We start from the raw sequence: 23,350 nt of genomic DNA on the forward strand, positions 1-23,350 counted from the left end.
ATGATGACTATCCATGAATTTCAAGAGAAGTTGTTGTCCGAAGCGGTGAACGCTAATTTTAAAGAAGCTGAAATTTTTTATAAAAAAACCGAATCATTCCAATGCATGATTTTTGAAGGGGAAATCGACACTTACGAAACATCTGAAGAAGGCGGGCTCGGCTTTAGGGGTCTTTATAACGGTAAAATGGGTTATGCGTACACGGAAAAAATCGAGGAAGCATCGATTCCATTCTTAATCGAAAGCGCGATTGCCAATGCCGATGTCCTTGACGAGGATGATGGCAGCGATATTTTTGAAGGTAACGACAGTTATAACGGCCATGGGTTTTACAGTGAAGAACTAGCGAATGTCCCGACTTCAGAAAAAATTGAGCTGATTAAGTCCATCGAAAAGAAAGTCCTTGCTTATGATCCGCGCATCGTCACGGTTAATTATTGCGTGTTGCAAGAATTTAATGAAGACCGCATCATGGCGAACAACAAAGGTCTTTCATTGAATGAAAGGAAAAACGGCATCCTCATTTTTGTTTCGGCTGTTGTTAAAGAAGGCGATGAAATGAAAACAGGTATGGTCTTTGAAATGACGCGAGACTATAAATCGCTTGATGCCGATAGAATAGCAGAAGAAGTCGCGGAAGAGGCTTTATCTAATTTAGGTGAAAAATCAATACCGACAAAGAAATACCCTGTAATTATGAGACATGATGCCGCTGCATCTCTCCTTGCTACGTTTACAGCAATATTTTCAGCGGAAAATACGCAAAAGGACCAATCCTTATTAAAAGGAAAAGTCGGAACTGAAATTGCTTCTTCAGTGTTCACATTGATCGATGATCCATTTCATCCGGAATCAATTATGGGATCGAACTTTGACGGGGAAGGCGTTGCTACTAAAAAACAAACTATTGTTTCGAACGGTAAGCTTCAAACACTTCTTCATAATCGAAAAACAGCTAAAAAAGACGGCGTAGAAACGACGGGGCATGCCCATAAAAAATCCTATAAAGGAACACTTTCTGTCGCGCCAATCAATCTGTACATTGCACCGGGCGCTAAAAGTAAACAGGAACTCGTTGAATCAGTCGAAGAAGGCGTTCTTATCACGGATTTAGCCGGACTCCATTCGGGTGCCAGCACAATTTCTGGGGATTTCTCGGTTGCAGCTACAGGCTTCTATATTAAGGACGGCAAAGTAGCATCGCCCGTTAAACAAATGACGATTGCCGGAAACTACTATGATTATATGAAAAATATTGTAGAAACCGCTTCGGACTTAGAATTTGCGCCAGGCGGCTATGGATCTCCGTCATTGCTTGTCAAAGAGCTTTCTGTCACTGTTGATTAAATAAAAAACAGCACCCTTCGATAAGAGGGTGCTGTTTTTGGAATAGGGGTGTGACATGTTCAAAGATTATGAAACGAAGCATATCTTCATGGCAATTGCCATTTGTATCGCAGTTATATCTCCCGTAATTATTTTAGTGTTGCCGACATTTGTTGCAAATACTTTATATCACACACCGGATAACTGGTATATATTTGTAGCCGGAAAAACTTACGGCGTTTATAGCATAGGTTTTCTCTTTCTAACATTATCGCCTTTGGCACTGTTTTTATTGGCAGAAAGGAAGTTTCCAGTCCTGGTCAGCATTGCTTTCCTATTGTTAAGCGGTCTTACATTTTACGTTGCATCATTAAACTACACATCATTATCAACCGATTCGATTTCCTACCGGGAGATGTTCACGACAGAAAAGCATACCTATTCCTGGAATGAAATCGACCGGGTCATTTTCAACCGGGTGCATTCAGACGAAGGGTTTTCCGAGTATGAATTTCACTTTAACGATGGCAATGAATTGATACTTGTTGAAAACGGTATTGTCAGTAGACTGAGAAATAGCATCGTAAATCGATTGAATGCTGAAGATATCACGATTGAATAAATTAAAAAGGACAGCCTAAATTAGGCTGTCCTTTTACGCTAAAAACTTATTTATTATTTTGCTCTTTCAACAAGTCGCGAATTTCCATTAGAAGCGCTTCTTGCGCATCGATTTCTTCGACTTCTTCCACGACATCCTCTTTTTTCTTGAATTTCGACAGGAAGCGGATCACCAAGAAAATAACGCCTGCGACAATAAAGAAATCAATAATAGATTGCAGGAATATTCCATATGTAAAATCGGCGTCGCCTACTTTTTTATGCATCCCTGAAAAATCGATGCCACCCGATATCATGCCGATAAAAGGGGTAATAATATTTTCAACTAAAGAGGAAACAATCTTCCCGAATGCCGCCCCAATCACAACCGCAACAGCAAGGTCAAACACATTTCCTTTAAACGCGAACTCTTTAAATTCATTCCACATAAAACTCATCCTTTTAAAATAAAATCTCGCAATCTCTTATTATGAGTAAAAATAAACCAATAATCAACTGGTAAAATTATTCTTCGCTAATCGTGAATTCATTTGTTTCAAGATCTATCTGTGTCAAAAATCGGCCGTCGACTTCAAAGTCCCAAACTTTCATGCGTGCCGTGAGTTCGTTCCCCTCAACTGATAAAATTTCAAACTCGACTAAGTTGCCATACGGTTGATTTTCAAGAAACGCCAGGATTGCTGAACTCACTTTTAAACTATAGTCATCGTTGAACAAAGTAATTTCTTTCAACGTTCCTTGTTGAGGATACGATTCTGCAATAGGTCCTTCGTTTTCATAGCTGATTATATCTCCGGCTTTTAAGTCATCGATTGTCGTCTTCGCGCCTGTGTTCGATTGGATTTTCGTTTTATCGGTGAGCTTCCACATCGTGGCATCTGCAAGCACTGATTGTTTATCAACCATCAATACTACCGTTGTTTCTTGAATAATTTTATCGCCTGTCATAGTAGAAGGCGTTTTGCCGCAACCGAATAACATGACGATAACAATAAATAATAGAACGCCTTTACACAGTTTCATCGAATCCCCCCCGTAGATTAACCTTCCTCAACATCAGCTGGAAACCAGCGATACGCCGCTAAATCGATTTTCCCATTTAAACCAAACTCGACACCCTCTGCCTCGAGCATTCCACGTTGGTCTTTACCGGAAAAAGAAATTTCGCCTTTCGCATTAATAATTCGATGCCACGGAAGCGCATATTTTTCACTCATCGAATGTAGAATCCGAACAACTTGCCGCGCACCTCTTGGATTTCCCGCGGCCGCAGCGACTTGACCGTACGACATGACTTGCCCCGGAGGAATCGATTGAATTATATTAACGACGCGCTTAGTGAATGAATTCATAAATTAAAACTCCTTAATTTGAAATGAAACTATTAGTAATCTCGATACGTATAGTATACTGAAAATTACGAAATACAGGAAGGGGATTTGTAATGGAGAGAAAGTTATTTGATAGAACAAATCTAATGGGGTTTATTTTAAAAGTTGCGGGAGTTATTGTTATTTCATGGGGGGTCATACACGGAGTTGCTTTTCTCGGTGAATACGCGATGGAATTCGGCAGCATCTCTATAATCGCGTTAACAACGTTTTTCACGCCAACACTCATAGGTCTTTTAATTATCGGCTTTGGTGAAGTAATCGATCTGTTACAAGAGTTAGCTGACAAAGGAAAACCGAAAGTAGAAAATAATAATGCTTCTGAAGTTCCGGGAGCTCAAGTAACTCCAATAGACAAAAAGGTTCCATTTTACGCCGAAACAGAAATCAAAGACTTTTATAAGGAAAAGAAAATCGGAGCAATTCACACGACAAATAAAAGTGACATCTTTTCAGTTGAAGTAGACGGAAAAACCGAATACATTGAACTTAGCGGGTTTAAACCAAAAGTTCTTACAAAAGAAGAAGCAGAAAAACTTAACTAAAAGGGGATCTACATGACGAATCAAAATCAAAAAATCACCCCACTTCTAATGTTCAACGGCAATGCCGAAGAAGCGATAAAATTCTACGCATCCATTTTTAACAATGCACATATTGAAAGTATTCTACATCAAGAAAATGGTACAGTCATGCATGCAACTTTTACATTGCACGGCCAAACATTCATGGCAATTGACAATGGTAATGAGAACGATATACATCCATTCACTGCCGCATTTTCTTTATGTGTATCATGCGAAACTGAACAAGAAATCGATACTGTTTTCAAGAAATTAGCCAAAGACGGGAAGATTCTAATGGATTTAGGACCGACACCATTCAGCGTTAAGTTCGCCTGGATAGAAGATCAATACGGCGTATCGTGGCAATTAAACCTTGAAGGAGAAAAACTTTAATTGAATTTTCCTAGATATGTTTACGATTTCATTGTGGCTCTAATTTTACTTGTTTTAGGCATCGTGCTTTCCCTGATTTTTTCAGACTCTCCATTAGCCATGGTTCTTTACGGTGCTTCTTTCCTTTTCTACTTAGTTCGCGGTTTGTATGATTTTAAAAAACACAAAAAGAAAAGTAACGCGAAATAGCCGTTGCTTCGACTTCGGCTATTTCCCGCCACAATTATTATTCCCTACCAATGCGCCTTAGATAAAGCGAATAAACCGTAACAGCAACCGTAACCAGAAAACCACTTGCCATCAGCCCGCCGGCAACATCACTCGGGAAATGAACGCCAAGATAGATTCGGCTTGTCCCGATCATTATGATCATAAATATAGCGAACGCAATCAATAGGAACTTTCCCAATCTAGTCTCAACATTTCGCCATGCAATATAGGCAATAATCACGTAAAGACTGAATGCCATCATCGTATGGCCGCTTGGAAAGCTATAGCCATTGGCATCCAGAATTCGATGAATCACGGGACGCTCCCGTTTGAAATACAGTTTTAAAAGACGATTAAAAGCAATAGTTCCCCCAATCACGACGACTAAAAGCAATGCTTGATGACGCTTTTTAAATACAAAATACAATAAAAGAGCAGAAATTACTGTGATCGGCACTACAACATATCCTGAACCAATCCATGTGAAAAACTTCATAATGCTAGTAAGCCAAGGTGTTTCCATTCCTTGAATGGCATTTATCAAGATGTGATCGAAGCTTGATAGAGAATCATCACCAATGGTAGTTGAAAAATAAACAAATAATATACCAAACCCGATACATAGGATAAAAGCAAATATAATTCTTAGCGAAAGTTGTTTCATAGTTGTCTCCTTTTATTAGAAAAGATAAGGGGCGATTTGGATGTTATTGATTAGCTTAATAATCGGATCGTATATACTAGGAAACCTTTTAATAGGTTCCGTAATTAGTACGTTTTATTACAAAGAAGAAATCCGCACGAAAGGCAGCGGAAATCCCGGAGCCCGTAATGTTGGCCGGCTCTATGGAAAAAAAGCGTTTGTCGTAACTTTTTTGGGCGATGCACTGAAAGGCGCAATTGCAGTCCTCGCTGCTCGATTGTTTGGTTTCAACCAGCTGATTGAACTTCTTGTTCTGGTTTCCGTCGTAGTCGGACACGTATATCCAATCCTTTTCAAATTCCGTGGCGGCAAAGGAGTATCCACGTTTATCGGCGGACTGCTTGTCTTTAGCCCGCTCGTCTTTGCTATATTCGCAAGCGTTTTCGCCATCTTATATCTGTTCGTGAAAAATTTCACTGCAGCCGGAATTAGCGCAATTGTTTCATTACCGATTATTTTGCTCGTATTTTCTTATCATACCCAATTTATCCTCTTAACATGTTTACTTTGCGGAATCATTCTAGTCGCGCACCGTGGAGATTTAAAATTGAAGTACCGAACAGGGAACTAGACAATACGCTCAAAGTATTATATATATTGTGTACAAGTAAAAAATGATATAGGGAGATGATTGTGATGAAAGAGTTACATACGATTGAGGAATGGCAAGACGTTTTGGCTAAATCGAAGGACGAGCCTATACTTCTTCTGAAGCATAGTACAACATGTCCAATCAGCACGACCGCATTTAATAGAGTCGAGAATTTTGAAACGGATCTTCCGAAATATTGGCTAAAAGTACGTGAAAGCCGTCCGGTATCCAATGAAATCGAAAGCGCGTTGGGCGTTGAACACCAATCACCGCAACTATTCATTTTGAACAAAGGTGAAGCAGTTTGGAACGCGTCCCATACTGTCATCACAGACAATGAGATTAATAGAGGTTTGAAAGAGAATAGCATCGACTGACGAATTATGCACATGTGGATAACTAAATATGCAATTTGCTTTATGCACACTGTCAATAGAAGTGAACCGGATTTTCAGGTTCACTTCTATTTTTTTCATGTATAAGTTCTCGTGAAAAATTCACAATACATGACAGTTGTCATATTCAAAGTGATGACGTTTATGTCTTATGCGATGTCTAGAAACCCTTTATCATTAAAATTAAGAAATGATTAAAAAATATGATCATTAATCGAGGGAGGATAACATGAGTAAAGAAAAAACGATGAAGCTGCATAAGAATGTTGCCCCTTTTGCAAAGTCAGATAAAAAGAAAAGTATCATTCAATTAGTAAACACGATTCCGCCACTATTTATTTTTTGGTTCTTAGCGTATCAAAGTTTGTCGGTGTCTGTTTGGTTAATGCTCCCGTTCGCGATTATCGCGGCAGGATTTGTCATTCGAACATTCATCATATTCCATGACTGCACGCACGGATCATTTTTCAAGGACCGCAAAGCAAATGATATTGTCGGAACCATTACAGGAGTTTTAACGCTATTCGCTTATTCTAAATGGAAACGCGAGCATGCAATCCATCACGCTTCAAGTTCAAATCTTGATAAGCGCGGTGTCGGTGACATCTGGGTCATGACTGTTGAAGAATATGTCCAAGCATCCAAATGGACGCGTTTTACGTATCGCTTGTATCGTAACCCACTTGTCATGTTTGGAGTTGGACCGTTATTTTTAGTCCTGATTTCAAGCCGTTTTAATCGAAAAGACGCAAGACAAAAAGAAAGAAACAATACGTATCTAACAAACGCGGTTCTCGTTGTGTTATATACGCTGTTAATTTTACTGATCGGATGGCAAGCATTTGTCATCGTTCAAGGAACAATCATGTTTGTTGCCGGAGCGCTAGGCATTTGGCTGTTCTATATTCAACATACGTTCGAGGACTCTTACTTTGAAGAAGAGTCGGAATGGGATTATGTGAAAGCTGCAGTCGAAGGAAGTTCATACTACAAACTACCGAAAGTATTGCAGTGGGCAACTGGGAATATCGGTTTCCACCACGTCCATCACTTGTCGCCGCGCGTACCGAATTACAACTTAGAAGTAGCGCATGAATCTGTGCCGCCTCTTCATAACGCAACAACAATCACCATCAAAACAAGTTTAGAATCGCTTAAATACAAACTTTATGATCCGAAGAAAAAAGGATTCGTTACATTTGGCGAAGTTAAAAGCATGGTTCGAAAAGCACGTCACTCAATGGATTTAAAACCGAAACGCACAAGTTTTGAAGGGAAATAAAACCTCTTGAGCAGCCGCCTTGTAACTAAGGTGGCTGTTTTTTTCTTGTCCATACTAATGAGTAGGAAAATTTGGTACAATTGGGGTAACAGTTAGGACGGTGAGCGGGCAACATGAGTAGTTGGTACAGTATTTTTCCTAAAAGTCCATGGCTTAGTATTTATGCGTGGGCTGTATTTTGTCTATTACCGTTCTTTTTCATATTCAGGTCCTCATCCGGTTATGAAATCGCAATCGGTATAACGTTATTGCTATTATTTTTCTTATCCTATCGTTTTTCATACAAGTCGAAAAGCGGACTTGTCTATATGTGGATCAGCTTTGAAATTATCATTAATGTCGTCATGACTTTGTTATTCGGATATTTGTACTTATCCATATTCACGGCCTTTTTCATAGGGAATATACGAAATCCGGTCGGGTTTTTCATCATGTACGGTCTCCATATCGCCTTTACAATTATGGCGATAGTTATTGGTTTCTTTATTGAAATCGAATTGTTTTTACCGCAAATTCATTTTATCCTCATCTCTGTTCTGGGTACGGTACTCTTGCCATTCAATTTGTACAATCGAAACAAACGCGAGAAATTAGAAGGACAATTGGAACATGCGAAAGAACGCATTTCAGAATTGATCATTCTTGAGGAACGTGAACGCATTGCGCGGGATTTGCATGACACGCTCGGACAGAAATTATCGCTGATCGGCTTGAAAAGCGACCTTGCAGGGAGACTGATTTCACGAAATCCGGATGCCGCTGAAAAGGAATTATTAGATATTCGGCAAACCGCTAGTACCGCATTAAAAGAAGTACGGGATCTCGTGGATGATATACGAATGACGAAGCTAGAGGATGAATTAATTCGCATTAAGCAGATTCTGAAAGCAGCCGAAATGGAGTTAACGGTAAAAGGAAACCCCGAGGAGATGGACATTCCGCCGTTAGTTGAAAATGTGTTAAGCATGTGTTTGAAAGAAGCCGTGACAAATGTCGTGAAACATAGTTACGGGGCCAAATGCCATATTGAATTCGAACAATCAGTAAATGAGTTTCTAATTCGCGTGGAAGATGACGGAATCGGGATTCCGGGTAAAGGGATCAATCTACCTGGAAACGGCATAAAAGGGATTCGAGAACGATTGGATTTTGTAAATGGCAGTTTAGATATTGAAGCAAATGCAGGAACAAAATTGACGATTCGCGTTCCGGATATTATTAAGAAAAATGCTGGGGGGGATTGACGTGATACGCATTGTTTTGGCGGAAGATCAAGGGATGCTGTTGGGCGCATTAGGTTCCTTGTTAAGTATGGAAGATGATATGGAAGTCGTGGGCATGGCGAAAAACGGAGAAGAGGCCGTCCAATTGGTGAACGAGCATGAGCCTGACATCTGCATAATGGATATTGAAATGCCTGTGAAAACTGGATTGGATGCAGCCGAAGCGCTACAAGGCTCGTCATGTAAAATCATTATACTAACGACGTTTGCCCGTTCCGGTTATTTTGAAAGAGCCCGAAAAGCGGGCGTGCGCGGATATTTATTGAAAGATAGTCCCATTGAAGAACTTGTTAACTCGATTAGGACCATTATGGATGGCCGCCGGATTTATGCACCTGAACTAGTCGATATCGCTTTTGACGATGAAAATGAAAACCCTTTGACGGAGCGCGAAAGCCAAGTACTTAAACTCGTGTCAAAAGGAAAGACGACGAAAGAAATCGCGGGAGAGTTGTATTTAACACCGGGGACGGTTCGAAATTATATCTCTACGATCTTGGATAAATTAGGCGTTGGAAATCGGATTGAGGCGATTTCTCGCTTTAAAGAAAAAGGCTGGTTCAAATGAATTTTAGGAATGTTTAAAAATCATGTGAGTGGGTATTCTAGTTAATCAATGCAGGTGGAAGTGGTATATATACACTTCTGTCTGTATTTTTTATTTTGTGCTAAAAAGCGAATTCCACCGACAATCTCATTAATGATATAATTTAAATTAGATAGCAAACTTAAACGGGGGTATATAAATTGAATCCGACATCACTTGACTATGCACGTAATCTCGATAAGAACGACGACTTGGCTAGCTACAGAGAAGATTTTTATTTACGGGAAAACACAATTTATATGGACGGAAATTCATTAGGTCTTTTATCGAAAAGAGCAGAAAAAACGTTGCTGGACTTGCTTGATTCGTGGAAAACACTTGGCATTGATGGTTGGACAGAAGGCGATAATCCGTGGTTCTACTTATCAGAATCGGTCGGAGAAAAAATGGCTCCGCTTGTCGGGGGCATGAAAAACGAAGTGATTGCGACGGGATCGACAACGACGAACTTGCATCAACTCGCCGCAACCTTTTACAAACCTTCGGGGAATAAAACCAAAATCCTCGCAGACGAACTGAATTTCCCTTCAGATATATACGCATTGAAAAGTCAGTTGTCGTTAAAAGGATATGACCAGGTTGAACATCTTGTACGCGTGAAAAGTCGGGATGGTCGATTTTTAGCGGAAGACGATATTATAGAAGCGATGACGGATGACATTGCGTTAATCGTCCTGCCGTCAATTCTATATCGAAGCGGGCAAATACTTGATATGAAACGGCTATCGGCTGCAGCGAACGAAAAAGGAATTCCAATCGGTTTCGATTTATGCCATTCAGCCGGTGCAATTGAACATTCACTCCATGATTGGGGTGTAGATTTTGCATTTTGGTGCACGTATAAACATTTGAACGGCGGCCCTGGTTCCGTTGGCGGATTGTTCGTTCACGAAAAAAACTTCGAGAACGCACCAGGTCTAGCCGGATGGTTCGGGTCCAAAAAAGAATCGCAATTTGATATGGACCACGAGATGGATCCGGCCTCGGATGCGGGAGCTTATCAAATCGGCACACCGCATGTCCTAAGTTTAGCTCCTGTTATCGGAGCGCTCAAACTATTTGAAGAAGTCGGCATCAAGCAGGTCCGTGAAAAATCGCTTCAATTGACAAGCTACCTATTGGAATTAATTCGCAAAGAACTTGACGGGCAAGGGTTTATAATCGGAAGTCCGGTTGATGAAACGCGCGGCGGCCATATTTTGCTCGAACATAAAGAAGCGGCACGAATTTGCAGTGCATTAAAAGAAGATGGGGTTATTCCAGATTTCCGCGCACCAAATGGAGTAAGACTTGCGCCTGTGGCACTTTATAATTCATTCGAAGATGTTTGGCATACTGTACAGAAACTGAAAAATATCATGGATGAAAAACGCTATGAGAAATTCGAGAACAAAAGGGGCGTTGTTGCATGACGAAGAAATGGATTGATATATCCCAACCGCTTCAAAACGGAATGGCAGAATGGCCAGGGGATACGCCTTTTTCGTACGAAGTTGCGTTTAATAAGGCGGACACGGGTTCCGTGAATATCGGAAAAATGACGACAAGCACGCATATGGGAACGCATATTGACGCGCCCTTTCATTTTGACGACGACGGATTGAAAGTGCATGATTTGCCAATTGATTTGTATATCGGCCAGGCGCGAGTCATTGATGTTTCAAGATATGAAAGCATCGGTCGGGAAGAATTGGAGAATATCGATTTCGGCGGTGCGGAGCGGATTTTATTCAAAACGGGAAGTCATCCAGATCCGAGTGTTTTTCCGGAAGTCTTCACCTATTTACGGGCGGATATTGGCCCTTTATTAAAAGAGCGCGGAGTTCGTCTCATCGGCGTGGATACGCCGTCCGTCGACCCGGAAACGAGTAAATCGCTGGAAGCGCATCATTCGCTAAACAATAACGGCGTGATGATTTTAGAAAATATCGTCCTCGAGACTGTCGAGCTAGGCGATTACGAATTAATTGCGTTGCCACTCCCTTTAACAGGAGCTGATGGTAGTCCAGTTCGCGCAGTTCTACGTTCAATAGGAGGAGAGAGAAAAGATGGATGACAAAGGCATATATACAGATTTCAAAGAACAGATGACATACGGTGAATATTTGAATCTCGACAAAGTGTTGTCTAGCCAAACGCGCCTTTCAGGGCACCATGATGAAATGCTTTTTATCGTCATTCATCAAGTGAGCGAGCTTTGGATGAAACTCATTTTACATGAAATTAATTCTGCTATTGAATCGATCGAAAAGGATGAATTGCAGGAAGCGTTTAAAATGTTGGCACGGGTTTCTCGCATTCAAACTCAAATCATTCAAGCTTGGGATGTTTTAGCAACCTTGACGCCGGCAGAATACATGGAGTTTCGCGACAGCTTGGGCCGCGCATCAGGTTTCCAATCATATCAAAATAGGCTTATCGAGTTCGCGCTCGGTTATAAGCAACCGCATATTTTGAAAATCTATGAGAAAGACCCTGAACTTGCCGGGGAACTTGAAGCGGCCTTTAAAGCTCCGAGTATTTACGATGTATCGATTCGGGCTCTAGCGAAAGCTGGATTTTCGATCAGTCCGGCATTGCTGGACCGAGATATCTCCATCACATATAAGGGAGATCAATCTGTCGCGGACGCCTGGTTGGAGGTATACAAAAATGTAGAGGCTCATTGGGATTTATATCAACTCGCCGAGAAGTTGGTTGATATTGAGGATAGCCATCAACAATGGCGTTTCCGTCATATGAAAACGGTCGAACGGATTATTGGGTTTAAAAAAGGGACTGGCGGTTCAGCGGGTGTAAGTTACTTGAAATCGGTCCTCGATCATCAGTTTTTTCCGGAACTATGGAATGTACGGACAAATTTATAAGAGCGAAACTCCGCCGATCACACGGCGGAGTTTAACTTTTATATTGGATTTCCTTTAGTTGTTCGCCTTTTATCTGAAGTAATGAATTTTCAATCGCTCCCTTTTCGATAGATAAAAGGCCAATATTGTTTCTCGTCTCGACAATCGTTCCTTTACGTGTCGGCAAGTAACTGAGTTCTTCTTGCCATTCAGGACAACTGTCCCCATTACAGCCTTCATTTAAAATGGTGAACGAATCATCGCAATGACGTTGAATTGTCTTCCCTTTTCGTTTCTGCGCATTCCACCATATCGCAGTCTTCATCAGGAATCCCCAAACGCCGGTAAAACTCATGTTATTTGAAGGACTGCTCGTGAATTGGACGATATCCGTCTCCGCCCCGTTCTTGGATTCGACACGTGACTTTACGGCGGAAGCGTAATGGACATCTCCAGATAGTATGATGCACTGGGAAGGCTGCCACTTAAAAATATATCTGATAAAATCGCTGAACCCCTTGCCGTTATATTTCCATACCTCAAAATCGAGCATTTCATGAACAGGAATTCCGATGGCCCGAAGCGGATAGACATAGGAGTGAAGCGCGGATTCAATTAGCCCCATGCCGTATAAAGGTGTTGGCGAAATAATGATTAAAGGATCTTTCTTCTTCCAATCGGAATAAGAAAGTGATTTTGCTATCGACCTCCATCCTTCAGGCCCAATCAATCTCGGTGCTTGAATATTTTCTTTGAACATCCAACCGACTTTCACGGGTTGCGGAGCTTCATCAAAAGAACGCATCGTTCGCGTGTTGAGAAATAATGCTGCAGGACTAGTCGGAGCGACAAAGTGCCAATGAGTAAATGGCCAAAGCCGTTCGAGCCATTCTTCATAGGCGGGTGTGCCGGCAACGAACCTGTCTAAATGATCTTCCATCGACTGTAGGAACGCCTCCTCGAACCGTAGCGGTTCATTGCCCCAGCCTTGAAAAGCCCAATATGCACATAAACCGTTGGCAATAACGTGTTTACCTAAAGCTGAACGCGAAACGTTTTCCTTCCATTGATAAGATAAATTCCAATCATCCGTTATATCATGGTCATCGAAAATCATATACGTGGGCACGTTCGCTAGTAGTCTGCGAACCTGGTGCAGATTTCCGATGGTTTGGAGAAGGTCTTCCGTTTGCTGATTATATCTTTTCTTGCATTTAGCAATTTCAGTGTCGTCATTCGGGAAAATGAAATGATAATTTCCCTTTTCCACGACTTCTTCGAATGTGGGAATATAAGCCGTTTCCCATAAACTCGGCCCCCATGATAAGAGATACATCACGGCATATTCCCCAAAAGTCATTAAATGATTGCTCATGCTTGCCGATGTGAATTGGCAAAATTGTTCCATGCCGAATTGGCGACCGTTCACTTTCTGGAGTAATTGATTGAAAGGATGGTCAGCCAGGCGAGGTTCTAATTGCGTTAAATCTTCTTTTTCAAATGCCAGACGTTCCACGACCGATTGAATAACCGAGAAAAGTGGTTCTGCCACATCATCTGCATAGATTTGATCGCCTAGTAAAAATAGCGAACTCGGTCGTTTTTTTAAGTTTCTGGGCGCGTTCCAAAGCATTTTATCCCCGGCTACAAGTGAATCACCACCCTTTCCGTGAAACTTTCGACAAGATGCATAAAGGAAGTTCGAAGTGGTGTTCGCGGGAATAAAAAAGGATGGGTAAGGGATGTCATCATAGGTTATGGACTGCTCTTCATTGTCGGAAATTAAACCGAGGCTCGTCAGATCGTAGGAATCTTCTTCGTCATGAAAATATAAATCATAGCCGAGTAAGGTGTCCATAGGAAAAAAACCATAAATTTCAACGAGGTGAATGTATAGGTTTTCCCCTGCACGAATTGAAGTCGTGGCTGTTCGTACGGGCAATGAAAGCTTCTCATTAATCTTGAAAATTGCCGCATCAATATCGAAGGATCGACTGGTCGCAATCCAAATCGCGACTGAATTCGTATCTACTCTCCTTAATGTTGGCCCAGCTAGAATTGTTTGTAATTCCATCGAATACACCACCATCATTAGATCATTACAGTATTGTATTCGTGTTGGATGACGGTGGTGTGTGCATTGGGATATGCTAAAATAGGTTATTAATAGGGGGAATTGACGTGAATTGGTTATTGATTATTGTTATTGCGATTGTGGTTGAATTAATTGTTCGCTATTTTACTAGAGGGATGGAAGATAAGAGGAAACGCGAGAAAATGTTATCTTTGTTATGGGTGGCGTTTGGGGTAATTTTAATTTTTGTTTGGTTTTTCATGAAATAGCTAAAGGCTGTTCAATAATTATAACACTATCGGGTACCTGAAAAGTCCATTATTCAGGTACTTGTTTTTTACCCGAATCGTTGATTTCCATTCCAGGCGGACGCGTTCCGCGGGCATCACCTCAATCTCCTCGTCGCTAAAACCGTGCTCCCAAACGCTTCGCTTTTCGGTCGCAAAAGCCGTTCTTCGTGACGGCTCTTCCTGCGGGGCTTTCGGTTGATAAGGAAAGAGTGAATTTTCTCTTTCCATCTTTGCACTCTATTCCCGCTGGAGTCGCCGCCTTCCACTCCAATCAACTAAGTTCACTATAGGGGGGAAGTTTCTCAGGCGTCTTGTCTTATTGGGGTTCTAAAATTCGTCCTATAATAATTAGCGAATCTTAAGAAATACTTAATGATTTCAATTAGGGATTCTTCAGTTTCATGGGCTATGATAGAAATAACGAATAAATGAAAAGGCGTGTTAAACATGAAAAGGTTTTTATTTATCGTCCTCATACTAATTATCGGCTTTACATTTGCATTTAAAAATAATAACTCAACGACTGAAGCACACGACTTTGATGTGGATGCGAAGGCAATGATCTTAATTGAAGCGGATACGGGAAAGGTTTTGTATGAAGAAAATAGTACTGAATCGCTGCCTATCGCGAGTATGTCTAAAATGATGACGCAATACCTTGTGCTGAATTCTGTTAAGAGCGGTTCGTTATCTTGGGACAGTGAATACAGTCCGAGTGAGTATGTTCGCGAGATGACCAGCGAATCGGCTGTTGTTAAACTAGGCATGTCAAATGATCGTACATATACTGTGAAAGAACTTTTCACTGCGATGACTGTAACTTCTGCAAATGACGCGGCAATTGCGCTTGCTGAAATGGTGAGTGGATCTGAAGATGCTTTTGTCGATCTTATGAATGAACAAGCAAAGGCTTTTAAGCTCAAGAAAACAACTTTTTATAACGCGAGCGGCTTGGATGGTGATTATGTAGGAAAAAGTCAAGACGAAACGAATCTTTCTTCTGCGAAAGACGTTTCAGTAATCGCTCAGAAATTAATTGACAAGCATCCAGAAGTGCTTGATTTCACGAAAATAACAAACTTCACAACAACCGCTGGCAATCAGCTTTGGAGCACGAATTCAATGTTGCCGGGCATGCCTATGGCTGTAGGGGAAATTGATGGCTTGAAAACTGGTTATACAGAGATGGCTGGACCTTGTTTCGCGAGTACAGGCGTTTTTGACGGGCGGCGCATTATTTCGGTTGTTATGGGTGTTGATGCAGATGGAAGCGATAAGACAAATCCTAAATTTCAACTGACTGAAGAGCTCATTGAACAATTTGTTTTGAATCAATAAAACGTTAGGACGAGATTGCAAACAGCCCGGGATGGTATACTAGTTATAGATCATTCTGAAAAGGGAGCGAGACCTAAATGAGTCAAGTAGACACAAATATGTGGGCAGAAAAGTTGCCACTAATCGGAAACATTATGAATCAAGAAGAAGTCTTCTGGGTGAATCCCTTGATAGAAACAACGAAAACAGGTCTTACTAAGGTGAACGTGACAGCGGAGGATGTGAAAGACGCTTCCGATCGATTAAAACGTTTCGCGCCTTATATTCAACTCGTTTTTCCTGAAACCCAAGTATCGAATGGGATTCTTGAATCACCGCTGACCGCCATACCAAACATGAAAAAAGAACTCGAACAAAATTACGCGGTTCAGGTTCCGGGCGAACTGCTGTTAAAACAAGATAACGCAATGCCGATTTCGGGTTCCATCAAATCGCGCGGCGGAATTTACGAAGTGCTCAAGCATGCAGAAACGCTTGCGATAGAACACGGACTGCTTACTAAAGAAGATGACTACGCGAAAATGGCGGGGCCGGAATTCAAAAATTTATTTTCAAAATATAAAATTGCTGTCGGATCAACGGGAAATCTCGGACTAAGCATTGGAATTATGAGTGCGAAACTCGGTTTTAACGTTACGGTTCATATGTCGGCAGATGCAAAACAGTGGAAGAAGGATCTTCTACGGGAAAAAGGCGTCATTGTCATCGAATATCCTTATGATTTCAGTGTAGCGATAAACGAAGGGCGTCGGGAAGCCGAATCGGATCCGTCCTGTTATTTTATCGATGATGAAAACTCTTATGATTTATTTTTCGGCTATGCAGTTGCGGGCGAACGGATTGCAGCGCAATTGAAAGAACGCGGAACGATAGTCGATGAGGAGAACCCGCTATTTGTTTACTTGCCTTGCGGAGTCGGCGGAAGCCCGGGCGGTGTTGCATTCGGATTGAAACTCATATTTGGTGACAATGTGCATTGTTTTTTCGCGGAACCCACGCACTCGCCGTCTGTATTATTAGGCATGATGACAGGGCTGCACGAAAAAGTGTCCGTACAAGAATTCGGTCTTAACAATCTGACCGCGGCAGATGGTCTTGCGGTAGGCAGGCCTTCACACCATGCGGGAAAAACGATGGAACCGTTATTATCCGGAATTTACACCATTCAAGATGAAGAACTATTTAAACTATTAAAACTACTGGTCGATTCGGAAGGCATTCGACTCGAACCCTCCGCGCTGGCAGGAATGATAGGACCTGTAAATACGATCCAGAGAAATATAAATGAGTCAAATTCACAGAATGCCACGCATATCGTTTGGGCAACAGGCGGCGGCATGGTGCCTCAATCTGAAATGGATCTTTATTATGAAATGGGCGGAAAGTAAACTGGCAAATTTCCTGGGAAATCGACAATAAAAGACAGGGAATGGGGAGTTGGCAAAGTGATTTTAGGTTTAAAAAGAGGGGAAATTAAATTAGTACAACCGCAAAATGGTTGGAAAGAAGAATTCTTAACCGTCCAAAAAGAAATTCATGAAGCTATCGGGATAGACATCAACCGCATTGAACATATCGGCAGCACCTCAATCACGGGAATTAAAGCAAAACCAATGATTGATATTGCTGTAGGTGTAGAAGATATAAATAATGTTCCTTCCCAGCTCTTTAAAAGTATGCAGGAGATCAGTTTTTATCGGCTTCGTGTCGTGCTAGAAGATGAAATCGTTTTGGCTAAATTCGATAACAATGAGACCTTCGACATCAAAACTCATATTATTCATATGGTAGATTATCAAGGTGCAAAGTGGAATGACTTGATTTTATTCCGTGACAAACTAAATTCGTCAGTGGAATTAAGAAAAGAATATGAGGAGTTAAAAGCGAATTTTATTCAGAATGAAACTGGGAATATGGATGATTACACGAATTATAAGGAAAGCTTTATCTTAAGAGTCTTAAATGATTGACGCCAACAAGGTTAAAACCAATCAACGGTTTTAGCCTTTTTTTATTAGAAAATAGCGAGGAAACCGATTTTAAGTCAGGAATGTTCATAGGTGGAAGGTCCCAACTTGCAAGAGAATTCCTCTGAGTGCAAGCAAATGTCATACTAGTGCAAGGAAACTGCGTTCAAGTGCAAGCAAAACCCGCCGGAGTGTAAAGAAACTGCCCCTAACTGCAAGCAAACCGCCAACAACAAAAAAGCCGCCCATCCAGGCGGCGTTCACTTCATTTCCTTATGCAAAAATGGACATTTTCCAACAATCGGTTCACTATCATCTCCGATAAAAAACTGTTTCCATTCATTATGCGTGGGATCTCCGAAGTGGCTGATGTCCGGGTGTTTCGGCAACTGATCCCACACCTCGACGCGTTTACGAACCTTTTCCCTCGACATGATTCCGCCTTTTTCTGTTCCTTTTAATCCTTCGAAAATCTTTCGCGGTTGGAAACCGATGACCATGGAATTTCCCAGGTGCCGGGTCTTTCGTTGTTTGTAAGCCGGGGCATTGCCGAATGCGAATATCGGCTCGCCGTGAAACCGGAAATCCCATAGATAATGGTCCGGGTCGCGCGGACTTTCTGCTGGCCATTCGACTTCATCGACGTCATGCAAATACTGCAAGATGTCCCAAAATTGTTTCCGGTAGTCTTCGATAGATCCTTCAACCTCAAACGGCTCGACAAAAACGAATAATCCATGCCTTTTATGTTTGGGGTTATCAAAAAGTGATAAAAATGATTTTAAGATATTCGGTAAATTAGACCAATCATCTTGCGTCACGTAGCCGTAGCGCAATTCGCCGCCCAATTCTCCTGCCATTCCAAAATAGCAAGGAAACGTTTTATCGGTCACGATTTTATGAAATGTTTTATATTCATTGATAAGCCATTCGGGTAAATCATCTCTTGTTTCGAAGTCCTTTTTTTCAAGTAAATCCTTGCCTGTCATAATCATAATGTTCCTCCGTCCCAATAGATGTTCTACTCAATTATATTCACTGCTAATTTATAAGTACCCATCTAAGCGGAAATGAAACGATTTAGATTCGAAAGTGTTTGAAATACGGTAAATAGGGAATCCCTACTACTGGATCAAATAAATTTACCGGAGGATATTCAAAATGAAACTTCCAAAAGAAGCTGAACAGAACACTTCCACAGGTTGTCGAAGTGAATACGATACGTTGCAGCGAGTGATCGTTTGCGAGCCGAAATATATGGAAATTCAAGAAGTGATTAATGAAGTTCAAGCACACTATAAAAATGAAAACATAAATAAAAACATTGCTAAAAAACAACATGAGGCATTCCTAGACAAATTGGAAGAGCATGATGTGGAAGTCATTAGATTACCAGCGTCAGAGCAATTTCCAGAACAAGTATTCACCCGCGATATTGGCTTTACGTTAGGCGATGATATTTTCATCGCTGAAATGGGAAGGGATATTCGCGAAGGTGAAGAAAAAACGCTTGAAAGATGGTTGCAATCGACGAACACTTTATATAATAAGCTTCGGACGAATAAAATAGAAGGCGGCGACGTCATTATCGACCGTCACACTGTCTTTGTCGGCATTAGCAGCCGGACGAGCATGGATGCCGTCCACGAATTATCAAAAAAGCTCCCGGAACATGAAGTCATTCCAATTCGATTTAATGAAAGTTATTTGCACTTGGACTGTGTATTTAATATTCTTTCGCCAAGAGTCGCGCTTATTTTTCCGAAAGCATTGGACGATGAAACGGTTCAGATGCTGGCGAGCAGGTACACGCTCATCGAAGTATCCGAAGAAGAACAATTTACCCTGGGGACGAATGTCCTTTCAATCGGAGACAAAAAAGTGTTCAGCTTGCCTCAAAATACTGATGTGAATAGAAAAATGAGAGACTTCGGATTCAACGTCATCGAAGTCGACTTTTCGGAAATTATCAAGTCGGGCGGCTCTTTCAGATGTTGCTCGATGCCGGTTGAAAGAGAATAGATTGGAAGTAAAACCTCACTGGAAAGTGGGGTTTTTTCTTGCCCGGAATAAAAAAAGACTTGCCATTTAATAACTTGATTGTTAACATGATTTCTGGTCATAGATTTTAGAAAATTCAATGTGAATGAAAACAACATAATAAAAATAACTTTGTCACATCATGAAATCTACGGTATACTAAATTCACTGTGAAAACGATTACATAGAACACGCACCAAAATTTATATCGCAGACAGATACTATATTTCCAACCAAGTCATCAGATGACCTTATGATAAGACTTTATAAAAGGAGACAACGTCAAAGGAGGAGGAAATAATTTGTTATTACTTGTAGCACTAACAGCAATTATTGCGCCATTATTTTTTCTAGTAATCTTAAGAATGTCAGCGTTAAAGGGAATGTTTTTTAGTTCAATTATTGTAATTATTTTAGGACTGACAGTTTGGGGAATGAAAGGCGAAATTGTTTTAGCGTCAATCTTGCAGGGAGGACATAAGGCGTTAACGATTCTATTAATATTATTCGGGGCGGTAGTATTACTAAACACGCTAACAAATATAGGCGCGGTGGCACGGATTAACCAAGGGTTCCAAAGCATTTCAGGCGATATGCGCGTGCAAGTCGTGATTGTCGGATTTTTATTTGGCGCATTGATAGAAGGGGCTGCGGGATTCGGAACGCCGGCCGCAGTAGTTGGTCCATTGATGTTTGCGTTAGGGTTTAATCCGATGGCGGCAGCCGTTTTAGCTTTGATCGCGGATAGTTCGGCTGTCCCGTTCGGAGCAGTTGGTACGCCGGTCGTTGTAGGGTTGAGTAATCTCCCTGGAGCTGACTTGGTTCTCTATCATGAAGTGGCTCAGAAAATAACGATGCTGGACTTTTTCGCGGGAACTTTTATCCCATTCACGCTCATTGTCATTTTAACGGTGTTTTTCGGTAAAAAGAAAGGTTTGACAGATGCTTTCGCGTTACTTCCATGGGCGTTACTTGTCGGAATTGGATATACGTCTTCCGCGTTTCTATATGCAACGCTTTTCGGACCTGAGTTTGTCTCGATTCTAGCATCGCTAACTGGTTTAGTTCTTGCGGCAGGAACCGCAAAAGCAGGGTTTCTCATGCCGAAAATAGAGTGGAAAGATGCTCTTCGCGACGGTTTTGAATTAAGGACAGAAAAATCGAAGATGGGGTTGCTGACAGCATGGTCTCCGTACCTCGTTGTCGTCGGGTTATTGCTGCTCACGCGCATTGTTCCGGCAGTTAAGGATTTTGCTCTTTCTGCGGTAGATTTCACATGGAGCAATGTTCTTGGAGTTGAAGGCGTGACATCGGGATGGGAAGTTTTATATTCTCCGGGGACGATTCTCATTTTAGCTGCAATTTTAGCGGTATTCATACAAAGAAAATCATTTAGCAACTTTACAAAGGCGAGCAAAGAATCATTGATTTCCATTAAGAGCGCAAGTTTTGCGTTGCTATTCACGCTCGCTTTAGTGCAAGTTTTTACGAATTCGGGGATGAACGTGAAAGATCTAATCAGCATGCCTCAATATATTGCGGAAGCGCTAGCGGGTGCTTTCGGTCCTGTATGGGTGTTTGTAGCGCCATTCCTTGGTGCATTGGGGGCGTTCATTACAGGAAGTGCAACCGTGTCCACGCTGACTTTTTCACCGGTCCAGTTTAGTATCGCTCAGCAAACCGGGCTTAGCACGGAAGTTATATTGGCGGGTCAAATTATCGGGGCTGCGGCGGGTAATATGATCTGTGTCCATAACGTTGTTGCCGCTTCGGCTGTTGTTGGATTGTCAGGAAAAGAAGGCGATATTATCCGGAAAACGATAATCCCTTCTTTACTTTATTGTTTATTGGCGGGAGTTGGCGGGTTTGTCATTCTTTCGCTGCTGTAATGAAGACAACCAACTCTTCCAATACGCCCTTCTATCCAGTAAAGTTTGAAGTAGGAATAAAGCTTGATTGGGAGAGAAAAAAATAATGGGAAATAGACGTATTCAAATAAAGAAGATTTATGAAGAAGTTGCGGATGCACTGATTGACATGATAAAAAACGGTGAGTTAAAACCTGGCGATAAAATAGATTCAGTAGAGCAATTGGCAAAAAGTTTTGATGTGAGCCGTTCTGCGGTAAGAGAAGCGCTGAGCGGTTTGCGCGCGATGGGATTAGTCGTCATGCGGCAAGGCGAAGGGACTTATATCACGCAATTCGATGCTTCGAACTTTGCCTTGCCCGTTAATGCAGGGTTGCTAATGAAGATGGAAGACATCAAAGAATTGTATGAAGTACGTAAAATTCTTGAAGTGGGAGCGGCAAGATCGGCTGCACTCCATCATAAAGAAGAAGACTTAATCCCGCTTAAAGACGCGATTGAAGAGATGAAGCATGCTCAAAAAAATGGTGAAATTGGCGAGGACGCCGATATGCACTTTCACATGGCGATTGCGAACGCAACGCATAATGACATTCTCATTCATTTGATGCGGTCGGTTTCTGAAGTGATGGTCAGTGTGTTGAGAGAGACGCGGGAAGTGTTGATTTATTCGGAGAAAAAAACGGTTTCATTGATTCATGAACACCAAAAAATCTATGACGCCATCAAAGCGAGAGAGCCGGAAAAGGCTTACCAATCAATGTTGGAGCATTTAACGAATGTCGAAAGGTCATTGGAAAAGTATATGAAATTTAGAGAATAGTAGAGGTGATCGAGATGAAAGTCTCTTTGTTTATAACATGCATGGCGGATATTATGACATCGAATGTCGGGAAAGACACTGTGGAAATTTTGGAAAGGTTCGGGTGCGAGGTCGATTTTCCTGATACGCAAACTTGTTGCGGTCAACCGGCTTACAACAGCGGGTATTTGGAAAACACGAAAGCGACGATGAAGCATATGATGAAGGTTTTCCGCGAATCGGAATATGTTGTCGGTCCGTCTGGTTCTTGCGTAGCGATGTTGCGAGGTTACGAGGCAATTTTTCGCGGGGATCCCGAATGGGAAGAAGAAGCAAAAAAACTGGCCGCAAAAACGTTCGAGCTTTCGCAGTTTCTAGTCGATGTTTTGGGAATTGTCGATGTCGGTTCCACATTCAAAGGAAAAGTGACGTATCACCCATCTTGTCATATGACCCGAATTTTAGGGGTGAAGGCAGCGCCTGTGCAACTGTTGCAAAATGTGGAAGGCGTAGATTTCGTAGAACTGCCGCATGGCGAGGATTGCTGCGGATTCGGCGGGACGTTTGCTGTTAAAAACTCCGTCATTTCAGGGCAAATGGTTCAGGAAAAAGCGGATCATGTCGTTGAAACAGAAGCGGAGTATTTGGTCGGCGGAGACATGGCTTGTTTGTTAAATATCGGTGGGCGGCTGTCTAGAGAAGGAAGCTACGTGAAAGTCGTTCATCTTGCTGAAATATTAAATACCGTTAAGTGAA

General features: G+C 41.6%; 26 protein-coding genes. 20 read left to right on the plus strand and 6 right to left on the minus strand.

Annotated features, from left to right (window positions below; all coding sequences use genetic code 11):
- Nucleotides 1-1,347: a TldD/PmbA family protein gene (locus G8782_RS07605; RefSeq protein ID WP_246231609.1), complete on the plus strand. Its 1,347-nt coding sequence runs from the start codon at nt 1-3 to the stop codon at nt 1,345-1,347.
- A 55-nt stretch (nt 1,348-1,402) separates the two neighbouring features.
- Nucleotides 1,403-1,948 carry a hypothetical protein gene (locus tag G8782_RS07610; protein WP_172370353.1) on the plus strand — a complete coding sequence of 182 codons (546 nt, stop codon included), beginning with the start codon at nt 1,403-1,405 and terminating at the stop codon, nt 1,946-1,948.
- Between the two features lie 46 nt (nt 1,949-1,994).
- Here the strand turns inward: G8782_RS07610 and mscL are convergent, their stop codons facing one another.
- The 3 genes from mscL to G8782_RS07625 all read right to left on the minus strand — a co-directional run bounded on the left by mscL (nt 1,995) and on the right by G8782_RS07625 (nt 3,299).
- Nucleotides 1,995-2,375: a large conductance mechanosensitive channel protein MscL gene (gene mscL / locus G8782_RS07615; RefSeq protein WP_172370354.1), complete on the minus strand. Its 381-nt coding sequence runs from the start codon at nt 2,373-2,375 to the stop codon at nt 1,995-1,997.
- 76 nt (nt 2,376-2,451) lie between these two features.
- Nucleotides 2,452-2,970 carry a hypothetical protein gene (locus tag G8782_RS07620; RefSeq protein ID WP_172370355.1) on the minus strand — a complete coding sequence of 173 codons (519 nt, stop codon included), beginning with the start codon at nt 2,968-2,970 and terminating at the stop codon, nt 2,452-2,454.
- 17 nt (nt 2,971-2,987) lie between these two features.
- Nucleotides 2,988-3,299 (minus strand): MGMT family protein, encoded by a 312-nt coding sequence (locus tag G8782_RS07625; protein WP_172370356.1) that lies wholly within the window; start codon nt 3,297-3,299, stop codon nt 2,988-2,990.
- 92 nt (nt 3,300-3,391) lie between these two features.
- Here G8782_RS07625 and G8782_RS07630 point away from each other — a divergent pair, with 92 nt between their 5' ends.
- Nucleotides 3,392-3,883 (plus strand): hypothetical protein, encoded by a 492-nt coding sequence (locus G8782_RS07630; RefSeq protein ID WP_172370357.1) that lies wholly within the window; start codon nt 3,392-3,394, stop codon nt 3,881-3,883.
- Between the two features lie 12 nt (nt 3,884-3,895).
- Nucleotides 3,896-4,297, plus strand: coding sequence for a VOC family protein (locus G8782_RS07635; protein ID WP_172370358.1), 402 nt, complete (start codon nt 3,896-3,898; stop codon nt 4,295-4,297).
- A gap of 226 nt (nt 4,298-4,523) precedes the next feature.
- On the opposite strand, the gene G8782_RS07640 is transcribed toward G8782_RS07635, so the two are convergent.
- Nucleotides 4,524-5,171, minus strand: a complete 648-nt coding sequence (locus G8782_RS07640) for a phosphatase PAP2 family protein (RefSeq protein WP_172370359.1) — start codon at nt 5,169-5,171, stop codon at nt 4,524-4,526.
- A gap of 40 nt (nt 5,172-5,211) precedes the next feature.
- On the opposite strand from G8782_RS07640, the gene G8782_RS07645 reads away from it, so the two are divergent.
- The 8 genes from G8782_RS07645 to kynA all read left to right on the plus strand — a co-directional run bounded on the left by G8782_RS07645 (nt 5,212) and on the right by kynA (nt 12,236).
- A complete protein-coding gene (locus tag G8782_RS07645; protein ID WP_172370360.1) occupies nt 5,212-5,781 on the plus strand; it encodes a glycerol-3-phosphate acyltransferase in 570 nt (189 codons plus the stop codon).
- A gap of 65 nt (nt 5,782-5,846) precedes the next feature.
- Nucleotides 5,847-6,179 (plus strand): bacillithiol system redox-active protein YtxJ, encoded by a 333-nt coding sequence (ytxJ, locus tag G8782_RS07650; RefSeq protein ID WP_172370361.1) that lies wholly within the window; start codon nt 5,847-5,849, stop codon nt 6,177-6,179.
- A 247-nt stretch (nt 6,180-6,426) separates the two neighbouring features.
- The gene (desA, locus tag G8782_RS07655; RefSeq protein ID WP_172370362.1) at nt 6,427-7,479 is read left to right on the plus strand and encodes a Delta(5) desaturase DesA; all 1,053 of its coding nucleotides are present in this window, start codon (nt 6,427-6,429) and stop codon (nt 7,477-7,479) included.
- A gap of 113 nt (nt 7,480-7,592) precedes the next feature.
- Nucleotides 7,593-8,723, plus strand: a complete 1,131-nt coding sequence (locus G8782_RS07660) for a sensor histidine kinase (RefSeq protein ID WP_172370363.1) — start codon at nt 7,593-7,595, stop codon at nt 8,721-8,723.
- Nucleotide 8,724: 1 nt separating this feature from the next.
- Nucleotides 8,725-9,330 (plus strand): response regulator, encoded by a 606-nt coding sequence (locus G8782_RS07665; RefSeq protein WP_172370364.1) that lies wholly within the window; start codon nt 8,725-8,727, stop codon nt 9,328-9,330.
- Nucleotides 9,331-9,509: 179 nt separating this feature from the next.
- Nucleotides 9,510-10,781, plus strand: a complete 1,272-nt coding sequence (kynU, locus tag G8782_RS07670) for a kynureninase (RefSeq protein WP_172370365.1) — start codon at nt 9,510-9,512, stop codon at nt 10,779-10,781.
- Complete coding sequence (gene kynB / locus G8782_RS07675; RefSeq protein WP_172370366.1) at nt 10,778-11,425, plus strand: arylformamidase; 648 nt, start codon at nt 10,778-10,780, stop codon at nt 11,423-11,425. The genes kynU and kynB overlap by 4 nt, the downstream gene beginning before the upstream one ends.
- Nucleotides 11,418-12,236 carry a tryptophan 2,3-dioxygenase gene (gene kynA, locus G8782_RS07680; RefSeq protein WP_172370367.1) on the plus strand — a complete coding sequence of 273 codons (819 nt, stop codon included), beginning with the start codon at nt 11,418-11,420 and terminating at the stop codon, nt 12,234-12,236. The genes kynB and kynA overlap by 8 nt, the downstream gene beginning before the upstream one ends.
- Nucleotides 12,237-12,267: 31 nt before the next feature.
- Here the strand turns inward: kynA and G8782_RS07685 are convergent, their stop codons facing one another.
- Nucleotides 12,268-14,289: a metallophosphoesterase family protein gene (locus tag G8782_RS07685; protein ID WP_172370368.1), complete on the minus strand. Its 2,022-nt coding sequence runs from the start codon at nt 14,287-14,289 to the stop codon at nt 12,268-12,270.
- A 107-nt stretch (nt 14,290-14,396) separates the two neighbouring features.
- Here G8782_RS07685 and G8782_RS07690 point away from each other — a divergent pair, with 107 nt between their 5' ends.
- The 4 genes from G8782_RS07690 (at nt 14,397) to G8782_RS07705 (ending at nt 17,887) form a co-directional block, all read left to right on the plus strand.
- On the plus strand, nt 14,397-14,558 hold the full coding sequence (locus G8782_RS07690) for a hypothetical protein (RefSeq protein ID WP_172370369.1): 162 nt from the start codon (nt 14,397-14,399) through the stop codon (nt 14,556-14,558).
- A gap of 468 nt (nt 14,559-15,026) precedes the next feature.
- Nucleotides 15,027-15,917: a serine hydrolase gene (locus tag G8782_RS07695; protein ID WP_172370370.1), complete on the plus strand. Its 891-nt coding sequence runs from the start codon at nt 15,027-15,029 to the stop codon at nt 15,915-15,917.
- A gap of 77 nt (nt 15,918-15,994) precedes the next feature.
- Complete coding sequence (dsdA, locus tag G8782_RS07700; RefSeq protein WP_172370371.1) at nt 15,995-17,305, plus strand: D-serine ammonia-lyase; 1,311 nt, start codon at nt 15,995-15,997, stop codon at nt 17,303-17,305.
- A 57-nt stretch (nt 17,306-17,362) separates the two neighbouring features.
- Nucleotides 17,363-17,887 (plus strand): GrpB family protein, encoded by a 525-nt coding sequence (locus G8782_RS07705; RefSeq protein ID WP_172370372.1) that lies wholly within the window; start codon nt 17,363-17,365, stop codon nt 17,885-17,887.
- Between the two features lie 257 nt (nt 17,888-18,144).
- Here G8782_RS07705 and G8782_RS07710 read toward each other — a convergent pair whose 3' ends face one another.
- Nucleotides 18,145-18,879: a YqcI/YcgG family protein gene (locus G8782_RS07710; RefSeq protein ID WP_172370373.1), complete on the minus strand. Its 735-nt coding sequence runs from the start codon at nt 18,877-18,879 to the stop codon at nt 18,145-18,147.
- A 166-nt stretch (nt 18,880-19,045) separates the two neighbouring features.
- On the opposite strand from G8782_RS07710, the gene G8782_RS07715 reads away from it, so the two are divergent.
- From G8782_RS07715 to G8782_RS07730, 4 genes are all read left to right on the plus strand, one after another.
- Nucleotides 19,046-19,906: a dimethylarginine dimethylaminohydrolase family protein gene (locus G8782_RS07715; protein WP_172370374.1), complete on the plus strand. Its 861-nt coding sequence runs from the start codon at nt 19,046-19,048 to the stop codon at nt 19,904-19,906.
- A 320-nt stretch (nt 19,907-20,226) separates the two neighbouring features.
- Nucleotides 20,227-21,813, plus strand: a complete 1,587-nt coding sequence (locus G8782_RS07720) for an L-lactate permease (protein WP_172370375.1) — start codon at nt 20,227-20,229, stop codon at nt 21,811-21,813.
- 85 nt (nt 21,814-21,898) lie between these two features.
- A complete protein-coding gene (locus G8782_RS07725) occupies nt 21,899-22,615 on the plus strand; it encodes a FadR/GntR family transcriptional regulator (protein ID WP_172370376.1) in 717 nt (238 codons plus the stop codon).
- Nucleotides 22,616-22,629: 14 nt separating this feature from the next.
- Entirely contained in the window at nt 22,630-23,349 is a 720-nt protein-coding gene (locus G8782_RS07730) for a (Fe-S)-binding protein (protein WP_172370377.1), read from the plus strand.
- Nucleotide 23,350 lies beyond the last annotated feature (1 nt).

The organism is Sporosarcina jiandibaonis (assembly GCF_013184495.1).
GTDB classification, from domain to species: domain Bacteria; phylum Bacillota; class Bacilli; order Bacillales_A; family Planococcaceae; genus Sporosarcina; species Sporosarcina jiandibaonis.